We start from the raw sequence: 19,192 nt of genomic DNA, 5'->3' as shown, positions 1-19,192 counted from the left end.
GCGCGGTAGTTCAGGGCAGAGTTGGAATTACTTCTTCTTTGCCAGCATCTTAGCCTTGAGGAGTTGGCCAAGGGAACCCATATTGCTGCTCTCCTTGGATGACTTTTTCTTCTTGGCGTACTCCTTGAAGGTAGCCTCTTCCTTATCGGCTTCGCCTTCGGCAGAGACAAAGTCAGATGGAGCAAGACTGATTCTTTTGCTATCGCTGTCAACGCTCTCTACCTTCACCTCGATCTCCTGACCCTCTTCAACAGCCTCTCGGGGGTGGTTGATGCGACGGCCACTGCCAAGTCTGGAGATATGGATAAGGCCATCAATACCTTCGGCGATATTGACAAAGGCACCAAATTGGGCAAGGCGAACTACCTTGCCAGTGAGGATGGTGCCGGGAACAAGCTCTTTTGCTGCCTCTATCCAAGGATCGGTGAGGGTGTCTTTATAGCTGAGGGAGATGCGATCCTTCTCCCAATCAATGCTCTTGACCACGGCCTGCACTTTCTGGCCCACGGCGAAATACTCTTCAACTCGCTCGACCCGGCTCCAACCAATCTCGGAGATGGGGATAAGTCCGTCGATGGCACCGATATCAACAAAGGCACCAAAATCACGAATAGAGGTAATAACACCCTCCACGGTTTGGCCTTCAGCCAAGGTTGCCACCAGCTCATCCCGCATTTCAGCGCGTTTTGCCTCTTCAAGGGCGCGGGCTGAAACCACAATATTGCGACCGCTCTCTTCGATTTTGCTGATCAAAAAGGACATGGTGGTATCTACGTACTCCTTAGCAGGATCGGCAACACGTCGAAGCGACATCTGGGAGAATGGACAGAACGCGCGAGTCTTACCGCCGAGGCTGATCTCAAAACCGCCCTTGATCTCTGCCTTGACAATTCCCTCGACGGGAATCGCACTGCGCCACGCCTCTTCCAGGTGGCTAATGTCAGCGCCGGATCCTATCTTGGTGGTGAACAGTGGGCCGGAACCCTTGCCCTGTAGAAAATAGACCTCAACCTTGTCACCCATTTCAACGGTGAGATTACCTTCGCCATCGATCATTTCAGAGCTATTGAGAGCGCCTTCACTTTTTCCGCCAACATCAAGGAAAATGGTATCAGGGCTGATTCCAACAACAGTTGCTGTGAGTTTTTGGCCAGGAGCTAGTTTGACTATTTTTTTGGTTTCTTCGGCTTTAAAGAGGTCTGCGAAACTTTCTTCCATTGTTTTTCCCGTTTTTTGTATATGTGTTAATTGTTCTTGCTACTACGGCATTTCACTGTTTGATTATTTCAGTGCCCACAGGGGGAGTAAAGCTAAAATCTTTTAAAGATTCAATCGTATCGGCAATACTGTCAATTTCTATATCGCTGAGACTGAGCACGGTGATTGTTCCAAAGTGATCACGAATCTGCATTCTGGTAATAAGCGAATTTGTATTTACCCAAACATGGATATCCTGTACCTGAGATTGTGTTTTTTTAGGTACCAGTTTGATGATTTGTCTCTTCTCCGATTCCACCAACTCTGCTGCGATATTGGCGTCTGCCGGGTAGAGAAAAAAATCTTTCTTGAGGGTGCCCTTGCCGGTAAAAAAGGAGTAGGTGATATCTGATTCGAGGTTTTTAGCAGGGGTGACAATCATCTGCCTCAGCTCTTTAAAATACATGCTGAAAAATTCGCCATCGCTGGTAAGTACCTGCTCTTCAGGAGCCAGGTAGTCCCAACGCATAAACGCTGTTCGAGTGGATTTAAGAAATCTAGCCTGACCTTCGCCCACTTTAGGTCGTCCACCCACACCTGCCGTGGTGTGCTGATAGAAGTTGAAGGAGAGGCTTTTCATGCTATCGTAACGTTGCTGTAGCCGTTTTGCCACTAACATCTCGGTCTTGTTCTCGATCTCTTCTGCGCAGGCATATGTGCTGAAAAGGAGGGAGAAAAGAAATGCGAAGATGATGAGAGGGATGGAGTATGTCGGACGCGGTACCTTCTGGTGCGAGACTAACAGCCTATTTTTAAACATGGAATCTACGCCCTCATCATTTTGTGTTAATGGGTAAAGCTGCCCCACTCATTAGAGCAGAGAAGACCTACACAATATTATAAGTGCGCCAAATAACCAATTGAAATATATTTGACGTAGATTTTGTTATACCAGACTTACCGGCCTACAACAAGGCATGGGATGTCTCTTTGCCCCCATGCCTTGCGACAGAATGAATTTAGGTGAAAAAACCTAGGCTTTTAGGGGGGGTTAGAGAGCGTGCCCCGGAGCTTGGTCAGGGCAATCATGCCCCTCCTTCTTCATCCAACGGGCAAGGTAGAGAAAGGGTGTGTCAGCGGCTGCCACTACCCATTTGAGCAGATAGGTTGTCCAGAAAATTTCAACAAGGACACTCCACTCATACATCCCCCAAAAGGCGATAATGATAAAGACTATGGTGTCAATTGCCTGACTGACCATGGTGCTGAGACAATTTCTCAGCCAGAGTTTTTTGCCCTTGGTCTTTTCCTTTATCCAGTGAAAGGCCCATATATCATGGGACTGAGAGATGATATAGGCCACAATACTTGCCAAGGCGATGCGGGGGATTAGGCCAAAGATTGTTTGCAGGCTCTCCTGGCTGAAGTCGTTGGCTGAGGGAGTGAATTTCAGGGCCATTTGCATCAGGAGGGTAAGGGATAAGAGGGAGAGAAAACCTATCCCGATTGCCCTCTTGGCATCCTTTCTGTCATGGTTCTCCGAAAGAATATCCGTGGCCAAAAAGGAGGATGCATAGACAATATTACCCAGTGTTGCCTCAACGCCCATGATTTCAACGAGTTTGAGCACCTGAATATTGGCAATAATGGTGGAGATGGGGATCCACAGGTAGAGGCCCATTCTGCCATAGATCTTGTAGCATATGAGGATTAGAGAAAAATTGGTAAGTAGCATTACTACCCACATGAGCTCATTCATTTTGTTTTTTAGTCTTAGGTGGATAGCGCGAGCGCTATATGAAAAATGGTAAAAAATATTGTCTCTCCGCCTATAGTCTAAATTATACTAAGGTGCAAGGGGGGCGAGGGGGAGAGTCCCTCTTTGTCTCTCTGTCGTTAGTCTCTGCTCGGTGGAGGCAGCTAGAGGGGCTTTTTTCAGGAGGGGCAATCGATCATGTTTTATAATGATTTTTGTACTGTAGACTGGCGCCTTTGTTGACATATTCGATGATGGGAATTACAATAAGTTTTGCGAGAGGCTTCTGGAGCTTTTCGGTAAAAGACCTGTATAGAAATATATTTCCCTGAGTCGGGAATCAACCAAACACGAGGGGCAGGGCATGTTCCCCGTTGTCCTTCTGCTATTGTTTTGTCTTTGAGGTGAGTAAAATGCCAGTTTATGAGTATGAGTGTAGTAAATGTGAGAAGGTCTTTGAGGTACAACAACGTATGAGTGATGATCCATTGACCGAGTGTCCTGAATGTCATGGCGCGGTGAAGAAATTGATGTCTGTGAACTCTTTTCAGCTCAAGGGCGGCGGTTGGTATGCCGATGGTTATTCTAGCTCTACCAGTACCTCGGGCGGTGGCGAATGTAAGGGATGTTCGTCGGCCTCTTGAGCATAGAGTAGTTGGAAAAAATAAATGTTAATGCCCCCTGCAGTAGAAATTGATTGCAGGGGGCATTTTTTTTATTCGCCGCTGATAACAGCCATGGCATCGCCATAGGAGAAAAAACGATAATCTTCTTTGATTGCCATCTGATAGCACTCCAGTAGCTTTTCCCGGCGACAAAGTGCGGATACCAGGAACATAAGAGACGAGTCAGGCAGATGAAAGTTGGTGATGAGGTTGTCAATGACCTGAAACTTGAACCCTGGATAGATATAGAGAGCACACCATCCTTCGGTGGCGGCAATTTGCCCGCCGTGTTGGGCAGCGGCAAATTCCAGTGAACGTACTGTTGTGGTGCCCACGGCCCAAATTTTGCCACCAGCCTTCCGGGTTGCAATGATTTTGTCCACGGTCTCTTGGCCCACGGAGACAAACTCCTCATGGATATTGTGTTCTACGATATTTTCAGCTCGAACAGGGGCGAAGGTGCCATAGCCCACATGGAGGGTTACTTCGCCAAATTGAATGCCATTTTCTCGCAGACTTTGCAGAAGCTCCTCGGTGAAGTGGAGGCCTGCGGTGGGTGCTGCTACGGCGCCCGGCACATTGGCGTAAACGGTTTGATACCTTGTCACGTCTTCAGGGGTTGTGCCCTCTTCTCTTTTTATATAGGGAGGAAGTGGGATTTCACCGATCCCTGCCAAAATTTCTGTAACATCGACATCTTTGTCGTAGTGCAGCTGCAACCGTGCCTTGCCCCCGGCAAGTTGCTCCGTTACCCGGCAGCTCAGGGCCTCATTTATTGTTAATGTGCTTCCCACCTTCGGCTTTCGTGAAGATTTGATAAGAGCGATGCTTTCAGAGACACCTGGGCGGATATAGGTTGGCAGTTCAAGGAGAAAAACCTCTACTTTTCCACCGCTTTCCTTGTGTCCCGTAAGGCGGGCAGGAAAGACCTTGGTGTTGTTGACAATAAGCATGTCTCCGGGGTTTATGTACTCTAAAACATTGTTGAAAATTTTATGCTCGACCTTTCCCGTAGAGGTGTTGAGCACCATCAACTTTGAGTGATCGCGTTTGTCGGCAGGTTTTTGGGCAATGTTTTCTTCTGGCAGATGGTAGTAATATGCTTCTCTACTGAGATCTTTTTCCATGATATTCGGCTTAAAAAGTATGACGTTATTTAGGTGGTAGGACCTTTTGCTTCCAATGTTTTTCTATCTTTTGAAATCGCGTGGGTGTATAACATGCTAATGGTCTAAGTGCAACGTAAATACCTTGCTCATCTCTGCCATAAAAGCCATCCTATTAAAATTTTAAGGTATCTACGGAAATGGATCAATCCCATAATAAACCTGTTCTTGTCTTTAAAGAGGAGAGGATCGATCTTTGCCTGGAGGCAATGGTCATGCTTCAGGAGATGCTTCTTCTGGAAAATATTGATGCCTATATTTTCAGAGGGGATCGCTGGCAGGATGTCTATGCCCTTGAAGCCTTTCATCGGGCAGATATTGTCCTTACCCGTCTGCAGGACCTGCCCCGGGATCTTAACTTCTGTGAGGTGGTGGTCTCCTCCTTTGCCATGGATGGAGAACTCTATTTCCGAGTAGGAGACTGTGACTATTTAGCCCGGGATTTCTGGCATCTCTATGAAAAGTTACAGAGGATGTATGGGCCTCCTCCTCTGGTTGGCTGTGTCTTGATTGGCGGTAAAAGCTCTCGGATGGGACAGGCGAAACATCTTTTGCAATCAAGGGACGGACAGACCTGGCTTGAGAAAACCGTTGCAAGACTAAAACCTTATGTGACAGAGGTTGTTGTCGCCGGTGCGGGCGATCTTCCTCAGAGCCTTATGGGCTTGAGAAGAATTGCCGATGCGGGAGGTATTGCAGGCCCTCTCGGTGGCATTGTCGGGGCATGCCGAGCCTTCCCACGCAATTCTTGGCTCTTGGTGGCCTGTGATATGCCTCTTGTCTCTGATATGGCCATAGAGTGGTTGCTTACTCATCGGGCTCTGGGGCGTTGGGCTGTGGTTCCCATGCGTGAGAGTCTTGCTGCAGGAAAAACTTTGGGCTTTAAGCGGGTGGAGCCACTCTTTGCCTGTTATGAAAGTCAGAGTGGCTTTTTGTTTGAGAGACTGGTAGAAGAAAAAACCTTACAGATTAGTGCGGTTGCTGAGGACGAAAAAGTGCATCTGCTCTCTATTCCCCCTGAATTAGAACTGGCCTGGACAAATGCAAATACGCCTGAAGATGTAAGCTCTTTATGAGAGCTTACTCTGTTTTCCGCAGCACCCGTTGTAATACCTCGCAATTATAGCAGATCTCTATCTTTTCCCGCCATGTTTTTTGCTTATGGCCATGGCAGATGGTGCCATTAATAAGCCAACATTGGGTTCCCGATTTAAATTCCCAGGCAGGACAGTGTTCTCTTTGTTCCTTGGGGCAGGAAAGCATCTTCCAGCACTTTTCAAAGGGAGCGTTGGGGTGCTGTTTCAGGCTGATAAGATAGAGAATATGCCGCTCTATATGGGGCGGAACTGCTCGTGTGTTCTGCTCGTAGCTACTTACCGCCCCGAGGGAGACGCCGAGGAGAGCGGCAAGTTCTTTTTGGGTCCTGCCTAATCTCTTCCGGAAATCTAAGAAATTTTTGCTTTCCATACATCTGTCTCTTTGGCTGTAAAATATAATCATTTATAAGTAAAAGTTATATCTAATTATATTTAGTAAGGATTAGGAAATGTTCATTAAAAATATATCTTAAATTATTTGTATCTTACAGGAATATTTTTGTCAAATTTATCAATATGTTCCGTTTGTTAGATGGGTTTTGTTGAAAGATATCGCATAAACAGTGTGTTGAGGAATATTGCATAGGATAGATTGATTAAAATTGGCTATAAAGAGTTTAAATAAGATCTTATTTTTTCAATAAACATTCTGTGGGAGGATAGTATGGGCATTGATCCCAGTAAGATGATACCTGCTTTTGACCCTCACTTTAAGGTGTTTCATGATTTGATGCCCTTTAAGGTGCAGGAAATTCTTCTTGTCTCAAGTCTCTATGACGCTTTTATCCTTGAGGAGGATGGAAGTCTGACGACTCGCCTTATCGAGGAGTATAAAGGGCTTAATTTGAGCAAGCCCCCAAAGATTACCAGGGCATCAAGTCCGGAAGAGGCCTTTGAACTGGTTGCTGCCAGGCGCTATGATCTTGTTATAACGATGCCTTATCTGCAGGGAATGAATGGCTTTGAGCTGGGTTGTAAGATAAAGGAGATCCGACCATTAATACCCGTCGTCCTTGTTGCCCATAATGTGCGGGCAACCCTTCCCCCTGATGAGGAGTACAGCCATGGTATTGACGGTGCTTTTCTTTGGTGCTGTGAGGCTGATCTGTTTCTCGCCATAATAAAATGCGTAGAGGATTTTTTTAATGTAAGTGCCGATACCAAGAGTGCCATGGTTCGGGTTATCATCTATGTGGAAGATTCTCCTACATACCGTTCCCGGTTTTTGCCACTGATATACCAAGAGCTTGTTGGCCAGACTCAGTCAGTATTGGATGAGAGCCTCAATGAGCGGCATCGCATACTGCGTATGCGGGCCCGACCTCGAATTCTGCTGGCAAAAAGCTATGAGGAGGCCCTTGAACTCTTTGAAAAATATCAGCCCTATGTGTTTGGGGTAATCTCGGATGCACGCTTTATGAAGGGGGGAGAGGTTAATTCAAATGCAGGTGGGGCCTTTCTCTCTCATGTTTCTATCCAGGCTCCTGATGTATCGCTCTTGATGGTCTCTTCGGAGGAGAGGAATAGGGCTGTAGCCACGGATCTAGGTGCTGTTTTTATTAATAAAAATTCACCTGCAACGGCAGAGAGAGTGCATAATTTCTTTCTTCGCTATTTGGGTTTTGGTGATTTTGTTTTTCAGTTGGAAAATGGAGATACTGTTTGCCGTGCTACAACTTTGGGCGAATTTCAGAATTGTTTAAAGGTGGTCCCCGACGAGTCTCTCTGCTATCACCTCCTCAGTAACCATTTTTCTAACTGGGTTATGGCCAGGACAGAGGTGGTTCTTGCCCGTGATCTGCACCGGGATTGCTTTCAGTCCATGGGTGATCTCGGTCAAATACGTGAGGAATTAATAGCCAGGGTTTTTCGTCTTCGCCGTCTGCGCCAGCGAGGGGTTGTGGTGAACTTCTCCCGCAGGAACTATGACCCCAATATGTTGGATTTTGTTAAGATTGGCAAGGGGTCGATGGGAGGAAAGGCTAGGGGGATGGCCTTTATGTGGGCCTGTCTGCAGGGGGCGAAAACAGATCTTCTTTCTTCAGAGAAAGTCACCATGCCGAAAACCTGTGTGATAGCAGCGGATGGTTTTGACACCTTCATCACTGAGAATAAACTACAGTTTGCCAAAAATATGGGAGATGACAAGGTGGTGGGGCTCTTTTTAGATGCCGAACTGCCCGGCTGGTTGAAGGGGGATCTGCGTGCCTTTTTGAAAAAATGGGATCTCCCTCTTTCTGTAAGATCGTCCAGTTTGCTCGAAGATGCCCAGTTTAAGCCTTACGCAGGTCTCTTCTCCACCTATTTTCTGCCCAATAATCATAGTGATTTTGAAGAGCGGCTGAGTCAACTGGAATCGGCGATCAAGCTGGTCTATGCCTCCACCTGGTTTGAAGGGCCGAGGGAGTTCTCCAAGGACTCTATTCAGGGGCGTGGAGATTCCATGGCGGTAATTATTCAGCAGTTGGTGGGGCATGAGCATAATGGCTTTTGGTATCCCTCTGTTTCTGGAGTTGCTCAATCTCATAACTACTATCCCATAATGAATATGGCTGCTGCAGATGGTGTCGCTCATATTGCCCTCGGTCTTGGTAAGATGGTGGTAGAGGGTGGTAGGTCTCTTTTGTTTTCTCCCGCCCACCCTAAGAAGTTGGTTCAGTTTTCTTCGGTGGAGGATATTCTTGCCAATAGTCAGCGTCAATTTTATGCCCTCTCCATGCAGGAAAATTCGTGTCTGCGTCTGGAGCATTCTAATCTTGTCCTGCGTGAAATACAGGAGGCGGAGCATGAGTCTCCTGTCATGGTTCTTGCCTCAACCTATATTGCCGACGAGCATCGGATTCGTGATGCTTGTCTACCCGGAGTAAAGGTGATGACCTTTGCCCATTTCCTTAAATATTCTAACTATCCTCTCGCTCAGACCCTGCAGGAGTTATTGCATATTGGCAAGACTGCAATGGGCTGTGAGGTGGAAATTGAGTTTGTCGTGACCTTGTCCGAAGATTTAAGTCGAAGTACCTTCTACCTGTTGCAAATACGACCGATGATTGCCGGTGGAGAGTATGGTGAGGTATCGCTCTGTGAAGACGATTATGCAAATGCCTTTTGTGCCTCTAGTCAAGTGTTGGGACATGGCAAGATTGAAGGTATGGTTGATATTTTATTTGTTGACCCCAATCTCTTTGATTCAAGTAAGACCCAGCAGATAGCCTCTGAAGTTGGCAAACTTGCTAGAAAAATTTCCTGTCGTGACTGCTCATTTTTACTTATTGGTCCAGGTCGTTGGGGAACGGCGGATCCATGGCTTGGTATTCCTGTGCAGTGGCGAGATATAGCAGGCGTTGGTGCCATTGTTGAGGTACAAAATAGTTCTATTCGGGCAGAACCATCGCAGGGCTCACATTTTTTTCAGAATATAACGTCTCTTGGTATTCCCTATATTACGGTGAATGAGCTTGGCGCTGATAAGGGACGGGGTAAAGACTATATTGATTGGCAGTGGCTTCGTCAGCAAAATGTGGTTGAATCGGGTGATTATGTCCGTCATGTGCGATTATCACAGGCTTTTGTTGTGAAATGTGATGGAAAAAAAGGCGAAGGCGTTATTTCAGTGCAAAATAAGGGCTTATGTGGTTGATATGATATCTCTAATCCATCTATTGAGAAGTCGACAGGAGGTGGAGATTGTCAGTCAGATTTCTGTCTGACTGAGGGTAGAGAGTGTTTACTACAGTGAAATAAAAAATTTAGCCTAAGGATCGTCAATGGACCCCATAATTCAGCAATTACATGCCAAGGATCAAGACCAACATGAATTTCATCAGGCCGTAGAAGAGGTTTTAGAAAGTGTAAAGCCGGTGCTTGATAGAAATTTATGGTATCGTCAACAGGGTGTTTGGGAGCGCCTTATAGAGCCTGAACGTGTTATTATGTTTCGTGTTCCCTGGGTGGATGATGAGGGTAATGTCCGTGTTAACAGAGGGTTTAGGGTCGAAATGAACTCTGCCCTAGGACCTTATAAGGGGGGGCTTCGTTTTCACCCTTCAGTAAATTTGAGCATAATAAAGTTTTTGGCCTTTGAGCAGACCTTTAAGAATTCCCTGACTACCCTGCCCATGGGTGGTGGCAAGGGAGGTTCTGATTTTAATCCAAAGGGGTGTTCGGATTTTGAGGTAATGAGGTTTTGTCACTCCTTTATGTTGGAGTTATACCGCCATATCGGTCCTAATACCGATGTGCCAGCGGGCGATATTGGTGTTGGCGCCCGTGAAATTGGTTATCTTTTTGGCATGTACAAAAAGATAAAGAATGAGTTCACCGGGGTGCTTACCGGTAAGAGTCTTGGCTGGGGTGGTAGTCTTATTCGTCCCGAGGCAACGGGCTATGGTAATGTCTATTTTGCCTCCGAGATGCTGACTACCCGGGACCAGACCATAGAGGGTAAGAGCTGTCTTGTCTCCGGTTCTGGTAATGTGGCCCAGTTTACCATCGAAAAAATACTTGATCTTGGTGGCAAGGTACACACCATCTCTGATTCCGATGGCTATATATATGATGAGGAGGGTATTGACTGTGATAAACTTGGCTGGATCAAACAGTTAAAAAATATCCGTCGTGGCCGGGTTGCTGAATATGTTGAGACCTATCCTCAGGCTGTTTATACACCTATTGACCCGACTCTTGGCTATAACCCTCTTTGGGATCACTCTGCTGATTGTGCTTTTCCTAGTGCTACTCAAAATGAGATTAACGAGCAGGATGCAAAGAACCTTGTCAAAAATGGTGTGTTTCTTATCAGTGAAGGCGCCAATATGCCAAGTAGTCCTGAGGCGGTTGCTGTTTTTCATGATGCGAATTGTCTTTATGGTCCTAGCAAGGCGGCAAATGCCGGTGGTGTTGCTGTCTCCGGTCTTGAGATGTCACAAAATACCATACGGATGTCTTGGCCACGGGAAGAGGTGGATACTCGTCTTAAACAGATAATGCACTCTATTCACTCTACCTGTGTTGATGCTGCTTCGGAATATAATTATGGGCAAAATTATGTTGCAGGTGCTAATATTGCGGGCTTTGTTAAGGTTGTTAATGCCATGTTGGATCAGGGCGTTGTTTAGAGAGAAATTTGCAAAATATTCCAGGGCAAAATTTATTTGTTTTTGTTGCAGGAGAGGTTTTGAGGCAATGTGAGTAGCAGGCATATTTTCTTGCCGGGAAGCGGATATAATTTATTATGAATAGAGAAAAAAGTCTGAATGGAACCCTGTCTGCCTATGATCTTTGGGCAGCCGAAGAGTTCTCTTGTATCGAGGAAAAGCTGGAACAAGTTTTTGTTGATGTAGAGACCGATTGTCCCTATGGGCTGCCCCAGCAGGCAGTTTTCCATCAGGCTTTTTTTGCCCCTTTGGAGGAGCATGTTGTCGGCCTCTTTTTGGCTGCAGGCTATCGTCGTAACGGCAACTGCCTCTATACCATGCGCTGTCCTCACTGTACGGCCTGCCAGCCTATTCGTCTTCAGGTAGAGCAATTTTCTCCGAGCAGGAGTCAAAAGAGAAATAGAAAAAAGAACGATGATATAGCTGCCTCCTTTCTTCCTCTGGTACGGAGTCAGGAGCACCTTGATCTCTGTGATCGGTTTTTACAGAATCGATACCCTTCAGATAATAGTGCCGAAAGGTACTATGCCGATTTCTTCGAAAATGGCCTGACCCATACGGAGCAGCTAGAGTTTCGTCAGGGTGGGCGTCTGTTGGGTAATGCCATTGTCGACCATGGAGAGCACTGGCTGAATGCCGTCTATTTTTTCTTTGATCCTGAGGAGAGTGGCCGTGGTCTGGGCACCTATAATGTCCTGCGTTTGATTGATTTTTGCCGAGAGCGGGGGATTATCTATCTCTATCTGGGCTTCTATATCAGAGATGTGCAGGCCATGAACTATAAGGATACGTTTAGGCCCTATCAGCTCCTGGAAGATGGCGTTTGGTGCAGCTATTCAGGGGCGTCGAGTAGGGATCTGTCAAGAAAATAGCCATCCTCCTTTCTCTCTTTCTCCTTCTCTTTCTCCATTTTTCCTGTAGAACCTATTTGTGAACCTTGTCTCCTTGTGTGCTGATAAGGGCTTCGCTTCTTTGTCTCTCTGCCCTGTAGATGAGGGCCATGCCAAGGCTTGCAATGGTTGCGATGGTAATGGCCGGAATATAAAAGGCCCAACGGAGGCCAATGCTGTCCATGCTGTAGCCGGCTAGGAGGGCACCGGTGAACACCCCTCCACTCATGGCCAGGTTGAAAACGCCCATCATCGTCCCATGCCCATAGTTTTCTCGTCCATCCAGAGAGGCGTAGGCGGCAAGGGTCGGCCAGACGATTGCCTCCCCACAGCCAAGTAAAGCGTAGATGAGAAAAAAGCTGGTGATCTTCTCAGCCTCGGGAATGAGGCTGGTGGCAATGACCATTACCCATACCCCAATAAAAAGCAGGGTAAGTTTATTGTACCTGTCTGCCAGTTTACCACAGGGAAACTGCAGGGCGGCATTGACCAGGGTACGACAGGCAATGACCAAACCCACCAAGGTGCCGCTACTGTATCCTGATTCTGTCATGATAAATGGTAAAAAGGCCATGGAGGGGACTAGGGCTGTCATGGTTGCGTAGCGGGTAATAAGGACACCCCGAGTGTGTCTATTTGCGACCATTCTTTTCATTGAAGAGAGGAGGCTTGCCTGTAGTTTTATGCTCTTAGTTTCTTCTCTGTTTGGGAGATTAGCGGTGATGAGAATGGCAGCCAGAAAGCTCATGGCAGCCATCATATAAAAAACTGCTTTAAAACCGAGGGTATCAAAGAATATACCGCCGATGATTGGTCCGCAGCCCATTCCAGAAAAAATAGCTATATTAAGAAAACTCATATATCTGCCCTCATGGCCGTAAGGAGCCATTTGACTCACATAGGCCATGGCGATGGGGACAATCATGGCTGAACCCATTCCGTGGAGGAGGCGGATGAATATCAGGCTTTGGATACTTTCTGCTTCGGGGATAAGCAGGCCGACAAGGGCGTAGATAAGAAGCCCGGCAATAAGAAATCTCTTTCGTCCCAGGCTATCGGAGAGGTTGCCTATGATTGGCTGGAGGATGCATCTGCTTACCGAAAATGAGGCAATAATCATCCCCAGAGCAAAGCCACCGGCGCCCAGAGTCTCTGCATAGATGGGCATGACGGGGACAATAATCCCTATGCCGAGCAGGGCGATAAAAATAGAGAGTAATAGGGTAATAAGAGTTCTGCCTGGCATTGAATGTACCCTCCTTACATATCTGTGGGGAGCCTTGAAAATGTCCTTTTTTTATTTCAATTTAATAAAAAATATCCTCGCAGGTAAGTGCAGACTCCGCTTTTAGAGTCAGTGGTACATATCATATGCCTCGTAGTCAGGACCTCGCCATTATTGAACGTGTCAATTTTCAAGCGAGCTCTTATTCCATCTCAGATGAGATCTTTTTTGGTTTTGGCCCGAATATCTTGGCTGAGAGTGCCCTGCCATCTTCGATTAACATGAAAAAGCAGGGAACCAGCCATAGGGCAATGGCTGTTACGAAAAGAATACCAAAGCCCAAAGAGATGGCCATGGGAATCATAAAACGTGCCTGGCGGGATGTTTCAAATATCATGGGGGCAAGGCCGCCGAAGGTGGTCAGGGTTGTGAGCATGATGGGGCGAAAGCGTCTCTGACCTGCCCTGCGTATGGCTTCTAGGGGGCTGTCCCCTGCAGCCATTTTCTTGTTGGCGTAATCAACGAGGATAAGTGAGTCATTGACGATAACTCCTGAGAGGGCGAGTATGCCCATCAGGCTGATAATGCTAATGTTGTAGCCCATGATGATATGTCCTGCCAGTGCACCCACCAGGCCGAAGGGGATGGCGAACATCACTATCAGCGGTTGGGTGTAGCTACGAAATGGGATGGCTAAAAGGACATAGATGCCTAGTAGGGTGAAGAGGAATCCGGCGATAATGCTTGACATTGAATCGGCTCGTTCGGCTTCACGTCCCTCAAAATCATAGGTCAAACCAGGGTATTTTTCCAATAGCTGGGGTAGTATTGTCTGCTTGAGGGTAGCAGAAATTTGATTTACCCGGCCGATGGGTTCAACATTGGCGCTGACGGTGACGATTCTTCGCCCATCTCGTCTGTCAATTGTAGTATAGGCTCGACCTCGTTCAATATTTGCAATCTCCATAAGAGGTACAAATGTGTTTTTTGGGGTGTGAACCATCATATTGTCAATATTGAATTCACTTAGCCTCTCTTCTTCGGGCAGGCGTACCCGAACCCTCATCTCATTTCTGCCGCGTTGCTGTTTCAGGGCTATGGCGCCTTGAAAGCTATCTCGCAGTTGTCTGCCGACAGTACTTGCGCTTAGCCCCAGGGCCTTACCCGCTGCATTGATTTGGAAGTCTATCTGCTGCTTACCTCGGGCAAAACCCTGATTAACATCGGTACTGCTGGCAAATGTTTCAATGCCTGCAGCAAGGTCTGCGCTTGCCCTGTCAAGAACCTCGATATCACGATGGCTCAGCTCTATTTCCAGGGCTGCTCCCCTGCCGGGGCCGCCACGATCTGCTTCATAGATAATTGATTGTAGGCCGACTAATCTTCCTGCCTCATTACGCCACTGTTTGGTGACCTCTTTGGTGGAGAGGGGGCGGATACCGGGGGGGGAGAGATAGGCATCTATGCTCAGGGTATTTTCGATGATCTTGGCAAAGACGCCCTCTACCAGCTGTTTGCCGCCGTGTTTTTTTGCTACCCTGGCAATGGCATCTTCCAGGAGCTGACGAGTTTTTTCCACCTCTCCTGCGGGGGTGCCTAGGGGGAAGGTGGCCGTTACTACGGCGCGGTTAGACTCAACCCTCGGCATGAGGATCATATTGATTCTTCCTCCCTTAATATAACCAATGGAGAGGATGAGGATGGCTATGCCAAGGGCCAGGGTCAGGCCTCGACGGTGCAGGCAGAAATCGAGGCTGGGGGTGTAGATGCGACTGATAAAGAGTTCGAGTAGGCGGGAAAAAAAACGTTGGTGGTGTCCGATAACCCGTAATATGCCCTGCGCCTTCTTAGGGTTGCCGTGGGCAAGGTGGCTTGGCAGTATTAGCAGCGCTTCGACCCAGGAGATGACAAATACGGTGATAACAACGGTGGGGATGACCCCCCAAATTTTCCCCATTGTCCCCGGGATGAAGAGCAGTGGGGCAAAGGCAACAATATTTGTCAGGATGGCAAAGGCAATGGGGATGGCCACATCCTGTGCCCCCTTGATGGCTGCCTCGATAAAGGGCAAACCCTTTTGTCGATATTCATAAATATTTTCACCTGCCACAATTGCATCATCGACCACTATCCCGAGTGCGACGATAAAGGCAAACATGGAGATCATATTTATCGAAACCCCAAAGACGGGGAGAAAGAGCAGGCCGCCGAGGAAGGAGATGGGGATGCCCATGGTTACCCAGAAGGCCAGACGGAACTCAAGAAAGGTGCCGAGCAGAACGAGGACGAGAACAAGACCCATCAGGGCGTTTTTGAGGAGCAACTGGAGGCGCTGCTGGTATATGAGAGAGCGATCTTTACCGGTCGCCCACTGTATTGAGGCTGGATAGTGTGATTCTATCTCCACCATGGCATTGCGGGCCGCCTCTGCCACCCCAATGGGTGTTTCTTTGCCGATCCTGGCAATGGCCAGGGCAATGGAGGGCTCTCCATTATATGTGGTGGTTTTGTCGGTATCTTCAAATGCCTCTCTGACCTGGGCGATATCCTCCAGATAGACGATGCTGCCCGTAGCCGTGGTGATAATGGGGATTTTGCTGAACTCTGAGGCCCAGTCGCGGCGATCCTTAATTCTGAGGAGAATTTCTCCACCTGTGGTTTTGATCTTGCCGCCCGGGAGTTCCACCGAGGCCTCTTTTATTCGGGTGGCAACATCTCCCAGGGTGAGGCCATAGTTACGGAGTGTCCCTTGGCTTATCTCAACGGATACCTCAAAGTCCCGATTACCGACAATTTCTACCTGACTAATACCTGGGGTCTGCAGGAGTTTGTCCCTGGTGAATTCGGCAAGTTCTCGGAGAGAGTGCTCGCTTGCATTACCAAAGAGGGTGATCTGCAGAACATCCATTTTAATGGCAACGAGTGAAACCCTTGGTTCTTCTGCATCTTCTGGGAAGGTGGTAATATTGTCAATTTCTTGCTTGATGTCCTGGAATACCTGTTGGCGTTTGGCTCCTGTTGTCAGCTCTATGCTCACCTGAGCAATACCCTCTGCCGCAGTGGAGTTGTACTCCTTGATGCCATCAAGACCTTGGATGTTTTCTTCGATGGCCAGGATTATGCCCTTTTCTATCTCAGCCGGGCTGGCCCCCGGGTAGGGAACAGAGATGGAAACAATATCGAGGACGAATTCGGGAAAAACCTCCTGTTTGATTCTGTTGGCGACAAAAAAGCCACCAATAAGGAGAACGAGCATCAGGAGATTGGGGGTAACTCTGTTATGTACCATCCATGATATCACGCCGCGGCTTTTATTTGGCTCGGTACTCATTACTTTTTCTCCGCTTTTGTCTTGGCTCTACTCAGCCCCTCATCCTTGGTCTGTAGTAACATTTCTGTGATGGGTGCGGTAAGGGTGGAGGTGATGTAATGTTCTCCTGCCTCAAGACCCTTTTCTACGATGATTTCGTTTTGGTTTTTAAAGAGCACCTGCAGGGGACGAATTTCAAGGGTCTTCTCCGGGGTCATTATCCAGATATTGTTTCCATCTTGCATATACTGTCGCTTAATCTTTACGACCTGGGGGAGGGTGCTACAATCTATCTTGCCCCGGACATAGGAATTTAAAAGCAGAGGTGGTTTGTGGGCGTTTTCTGCTCTCAGTGCCAGGGGGTCCATGATTCGGACAATGAGAATGGCTTGGCGACCATTCTCTTCAAGATTGGCATTGAGGCGGATTACTTCGCCCAGACGATAGCTCTCTGTTGGCCAGACATCGTCGTAGAAAATTTGTACCTGTGATCCTTTTTCGCCATTTTTTTTGGGAATGGTAATCCAGCGGAGCTGATCTACCGGTACTGCAGTTGTATCCAAAACTCATCTGTTCCAGTGAAACTGGCAAGGCCTGTGCCATTGGTTACCAGTGAGCCAATATCGCTACTGAGACTGTCAACGGTTCCGTTGAAGGGAGCTCTTATCTTGGTGCGAGCCAAATTCAGTTTTGCCTGGTCGTAACGGGCCTGATCCGAATTCAGATTATTATGTAGTTTTTTGAGTTGCGGCCCTCGCAGCATCAGGTGCTTTTCTTCGGCAGACACAGGTTCTCCGAGGAGCTCAAGCTCTTTAAGGGCAACAAGTTGATTACCTGTTTCCAGAACAAGTTCACTTCTGCTGCTCTTGAGTTCTGCTTGGCGTTGTTGCAGGATAAACTGATAGTCTCGGGGGTCTATCCTTGCCATGACAGCATCTTTTTTTAAAAAGCCACCGGGTTGAAAATTGGGGTCAAGGTGAAGAATCTTTCCTGTTATCTGGGTGGTAATGGTAATTCTTTTACTTGGGCCAACGACTCCCCTTGCCTCTATATAAATATGCTCAGGGCCTCGTTCTACTTGTTGAACTTCGACGATGGTACTGAACTTTTTCTGTGGCTTTTGCTGTGCCTCAGGTTTGGTCTCGATAAGCCAAAAGGCAATGGCGATGGCACAGGCAATGATGGCTATGGGAAGTAGGAAGTTGCCTGTCTTGGTCCAAAATGTATTTGTTGGATTACTCATAGGGTCCTGAAATAGGTGATATTTTTTTATTTTTCATTGTTCTGCCAACCACCAGCAAGGGCTCGGCAAAGCTCTATTCTGTTGTTGATCAGGTTAAAGCGAGCGCTGATCTGTTGCTGGGCAAGGTTTTGGGTAGAGACGAGGGCTGTGAGTACCCGCTGATAATTTTCGCTGCCATTGAGATAATGATTTTTTATCTGTTTCATGGCCTTGGCAGAGAGGACAAACTGTCTGTCTACCTGGGCTATATATATATGCTGTTGCTTTTCTCTGATCAGTGCCTTTTCAACTTCACTGAGGGCCTCAAGAGATTTTTGATTATAGTTATTGAACATTTCCTGAACAACTGCCCTCTGTTTTTCGACTTCTGCGACCCGTTTACCTCCGTCAATAAGGGGAGCGAGAAGATTTGCTGCCAGATTACTGAACCAGTTATCAAAAAGATCTCTGGCCGATTCAGCCGATGTGTTGATGTCCGCGCTGATACTGATGGCTGGGTAACGTGCCGCTATTGCTGCCCCAAGACGTTTGTCCGCTGCTTGAACGGCCAAAAAGGCGGATTTAAGATCGGGTCGTCTTTGGATGAATTCAAGTGGCAACCCTGTTTTAGGGAGGGCGGGTAATTCAATGAGTCCCGTTGATTCAGGGATTGTCCCGGACTGGGCGGGGGGATTGCCCACCAGGGTATTCAGGCTATAATAGCTGAGGCGTATTTCCTTTTCCAGCTGGGTCTGTTCGGCTCGATTTGACTCGATGAGTTGTTGTTGTTGGAGCACATCGGCGATGGAAATTTTTCCTGTTCGAAACTGCAGGTTAATGATATAGAGACCTTTCTGGTTGGTGGCTATCTGATCTTTGATAATTAGAAGACGACTACGTTGTTCGCAGAGTTGGTACCATATGACGCCTATTTGTGAAGAGAGGCTTATTGCTGCTGTCTCCAGGTCCATGCTGCTAGCGTTCAGGTCAAGTTGGGCGGCATCGTTCAGAGAGCGAATCCGTCCCCAAAGGTCAAGTTCGTAGGAGGCTGTCAGTCCCAGAAGCAGAGATTGATTCCCCGTGCTCTCACTCTGTGCTCGTGTCCGTCCTGTTTCAGCCTTGGCTGTACCATCCACCTTGGGAAAGAGTTCAGCGTGGCTGATACCATAACGGGCCTCTGCCTGTTGGAGGCGATTGAGGGCTGCCCGGAGTGAAAAGTTGTTGGTGAGTGATCTTTCTATAAGAGCATTGAGCTTGGGGTCGTTGAAGTCTTCCCACCATTTTTGCGAAAGCTGTTTCGTCCCCTGCTCTGAAAATTCTGTAGGTACCTGAAAAGAGACTGTTGTAATATCAGTCTTATCCATCGAACAGCTACTTATTATAATAGCTATAAACAGTATGAGTGAGGCTTGTTGTGATATTCTCATAGAATATTTTGTTGATCTGTTGGTTAGATGTCTTTTGTCTTAAAATAGAGACAGTTTTTTTAAGGTTGTTAACATAATTAAACA

The 19,192-nt window shown here is 47.4% G+C and carries 15 protein-coding genes; 5 read left to right on the top strand and 10 right to left on the bottom strand.

Features of this window, described 5'->3' with window-relative positions; translation table 11 throughout:
• Positions 1 to 27: 27 nt before the first annotated feature.
• From rpsA to DP_RS14425, 3 genes are all read right to left on the bottom strand, one after another.
• Positions 28 to 1,218, bottom strand: coding sequence for a 30S ribosomal protein S1 (gene rpsA, locus DP_RS14435; RefSeq protein WP_011190088.1), 1,191 nt, complete (start codon positions 1,216 to 1,218; stop codon positions 28 to 30).
• Positions 1,219 to 1,270: 52 nt separating this feature from the next.
• Positions 1,271 to 2,017, bottom strand: a complete 747-nt coding sequence (locus DP_RS14430) for a LolA family protein (protein ID WP_041278064.1) — start codon at positions 2,015 to 2,017, stop codon at positions 1,271 to 1,273.
• A 231-nt stretch (positions 2,018 to 2,248) separates the two neighbouring features.
• The gene (locus DP_RS14425; RefSeq protein WP_011190086.1) at positions 2,249 to 2,956 is read right to left on the bottom strand and encodes a queuosine precursor transporter; all 708 of its coding nucleotides are present in this window, start codon (positions 2,954 to 2,956) and stop codon (positions 2,249 to 2,251) included.
• Positions 2,957 to 3,366: 410 nt separating this feature from the next.
• Between DP_RS14425 and DP_RS14420 the strand changes: the two genes are divergently transcribed.
• Positions 3,367 to 3,597, top strand: coding sequence for an FmdB family zinc ribbon protein (locus DP_RS14420; RefSeq protein WP_041278063.1), 231 nt, complete (start codon positions 3,367 to 3,369; stop codon positions 3,595 to 3,597).
• A gap of 71 nt (positions 3,598 to 3,668) precedes the next feature.
• Here the strand turns inward: DP_RS14420 and queA are convergent, their stop codons facing one another.
• The gene (gene queA, locus DP_RS14415; RefSeq protein WP_011190084.1) at positions 3,669 to 4,745 is read right to left on the bottom strand and encodes a tRNA preQ1(34) S-adenosylmethionine ribosyltransferase-isomerase QueA; all 1,077 of its coding nucleotides are present in this window, start codon (positions 4,743 to 4,745) and stop codon (positions 3,669 to 3,671) included.
• Positions 4,746 to 4,924: 179 nt separating this feature from the next.
• Here queA and DP_RS14410 point away from each other — a divergent pair, with 179 nt between their 5' ends.
• Complete coding sequence (locus tag DP_RS14410) at positions 4,925 to 5,860, top strand: molybdenum cofactor guanylyltransferase (RefSeq protein WP_011190083.1); 936 nt, start codon at positions 4,925 to 4,927, stop codon at positions 5,858 to 5,860.
• 4 nt (positions 5,861 to 5,864) lie between these two features.
• On the opposite strand, the gene DP_RS14405 is transcribed toward DP_RS14410, so the two are convergent.
• A complete protein-coding gene (locus DP_RS14405) occupies positions 5,865 to 6,251 on the bottom strand; it encodes a helix-turn-helix domain-containing protein (RefSeq protein WP_041278061.1) in 387 nt (128 codons plus the stop codon).
• A 294-nt stretch (positions 6,252 to 6,545) separates the two neighbouring features.
• Here DP_RS14405 and DP_RS14400 point away from each other — a divergent pair, with 294 nt between their 5' ends.
• From DP_RS14400 to DP_RS14390, 3 genes are all read left to right on the top strand, one after another.
• Positions 6,546 to 9,518, top strand: coding sequence for a PEP/pyruvate-binding domain-containing protein (locus DP_RS14400; protein WP_011190082.1), 2,973 nt, complete (start codon positions 6,546 to 6,548; stop codon positions 9,516 to 9,518).
• 127 nt (positions 9,519 to 9,645) lie between these two features.
• Entirely contained in the window at positions 9,646 to 10,995 is a 1,350-nt protein-coding gene (gdhA, locus tag DP_RS14395; RefSeq protein ID WP_011190081.1) for an NADP-specific glutamate dehydrogenase, read from the top strand.
• 116 nt (positions 10,996 to 11,111) lie between these two features.
• Positions 11,112 to 11,906, top strand: coding sequence for an arginyltransferase (locus DP_RS14390; RefSeq protein ID WP_011190080.1), 795 nt, complete (start codon positions 11,112 to 11,114; stop codon positions 11,904 to 11,906).
• 52 nt (positions 11,907 to 11,958) lie between these two features.
• Here DP_RS14390 and DP_RS14385 read toward each other — a convergent pair whose 3' ends face one another.
• The 5 genes from DP_RS14385 to DP_RS14365 all read right to left on the bottom strand — a co-directional run bounded on the left by DP_RS14385 (position 11,959) and on the right by DP_RS14365 (position 19,108).
• Entirely contained in the window at positions 11,959 to 13,170 is a 1,212-nt protein-coding gene (locus tag DP_RS14385) for an MFS transporter (protein WP_011190079.1), read from the bottom strand.
• Between the two features lie 181 nt (positions 13,171 to 13,351).
• On the bottom strand, positions 13,352 to 16,480 hold the full coding sequence (locus DP_RS14380) for an efflux RND transporter permease subunit (protein WP_011190078.1): 3,129 nt from the start codon (positions 16,478 to 16,480) through the stop codon (positions 13,352 to 13,354).
• Positions 16,480 to 17,022: an efflux RND transporter periplasmic adaptor subunit gene (locus tag DP_RS14375; RefSeq protein ID WP_041278060.1), complete on the bottom strand. Its 543-nt coding sequence runs from the start codon at positions 17,020 to 17,022 to the stop codon at positions 16,480 to 16,482. Before DP_RS14375 ends, DP_RS14380 begins: the two co-directional genes overlap by 1 nt.
• Positions 16,998 to 17,702, bottom strand: coding sequence for an efflux RND transporter periplasmic adaptor subunit (locus DP_RS14370; RefSeq protein ID WP_011190077.1), 705 nt, complete (start codon positions 17,700 to 17,702; stop codon positions 16,998 to 17,000). The genes DP_RS14375 and DP_RS14370 overlap by 25 nt, the downstream gene beginning before the upstream one ends.
• A gap of 26 nt (positions 17,703 to 17,728) precedes the next feature.
• Positions 17,729 to 19,108 carry an efflux transporter outer membrane subunit gene (locus DP_RS14365; protein WP_011190076.1) on the bottom strand — a complete coding sequence of 460 codons (1,380 nt, stop codon included), beginning with the start codon at positions 19,106 to 19,108 and terminating at the stop codon, positions 17,729 to 17,731.
• Positions 19,109 to 19,192 lie beyond the last annotated feature (84 nt).

The sequence above is a fragment of the Desulfotalea psychrophila LSv54 genome (assembly GCF_000025945.1).
Lineage (GTDB): Bacteria > Desulfobacterota > Desulfobulbia > Desulfobulbales > Desulfocapsaceae > Desulfotalea > Desulfotalea psychrophila.
Note: the sequence above shows the minus strand (reverse complement) of the source record. Positions and strands in the feature narration are given on the sequence as shown.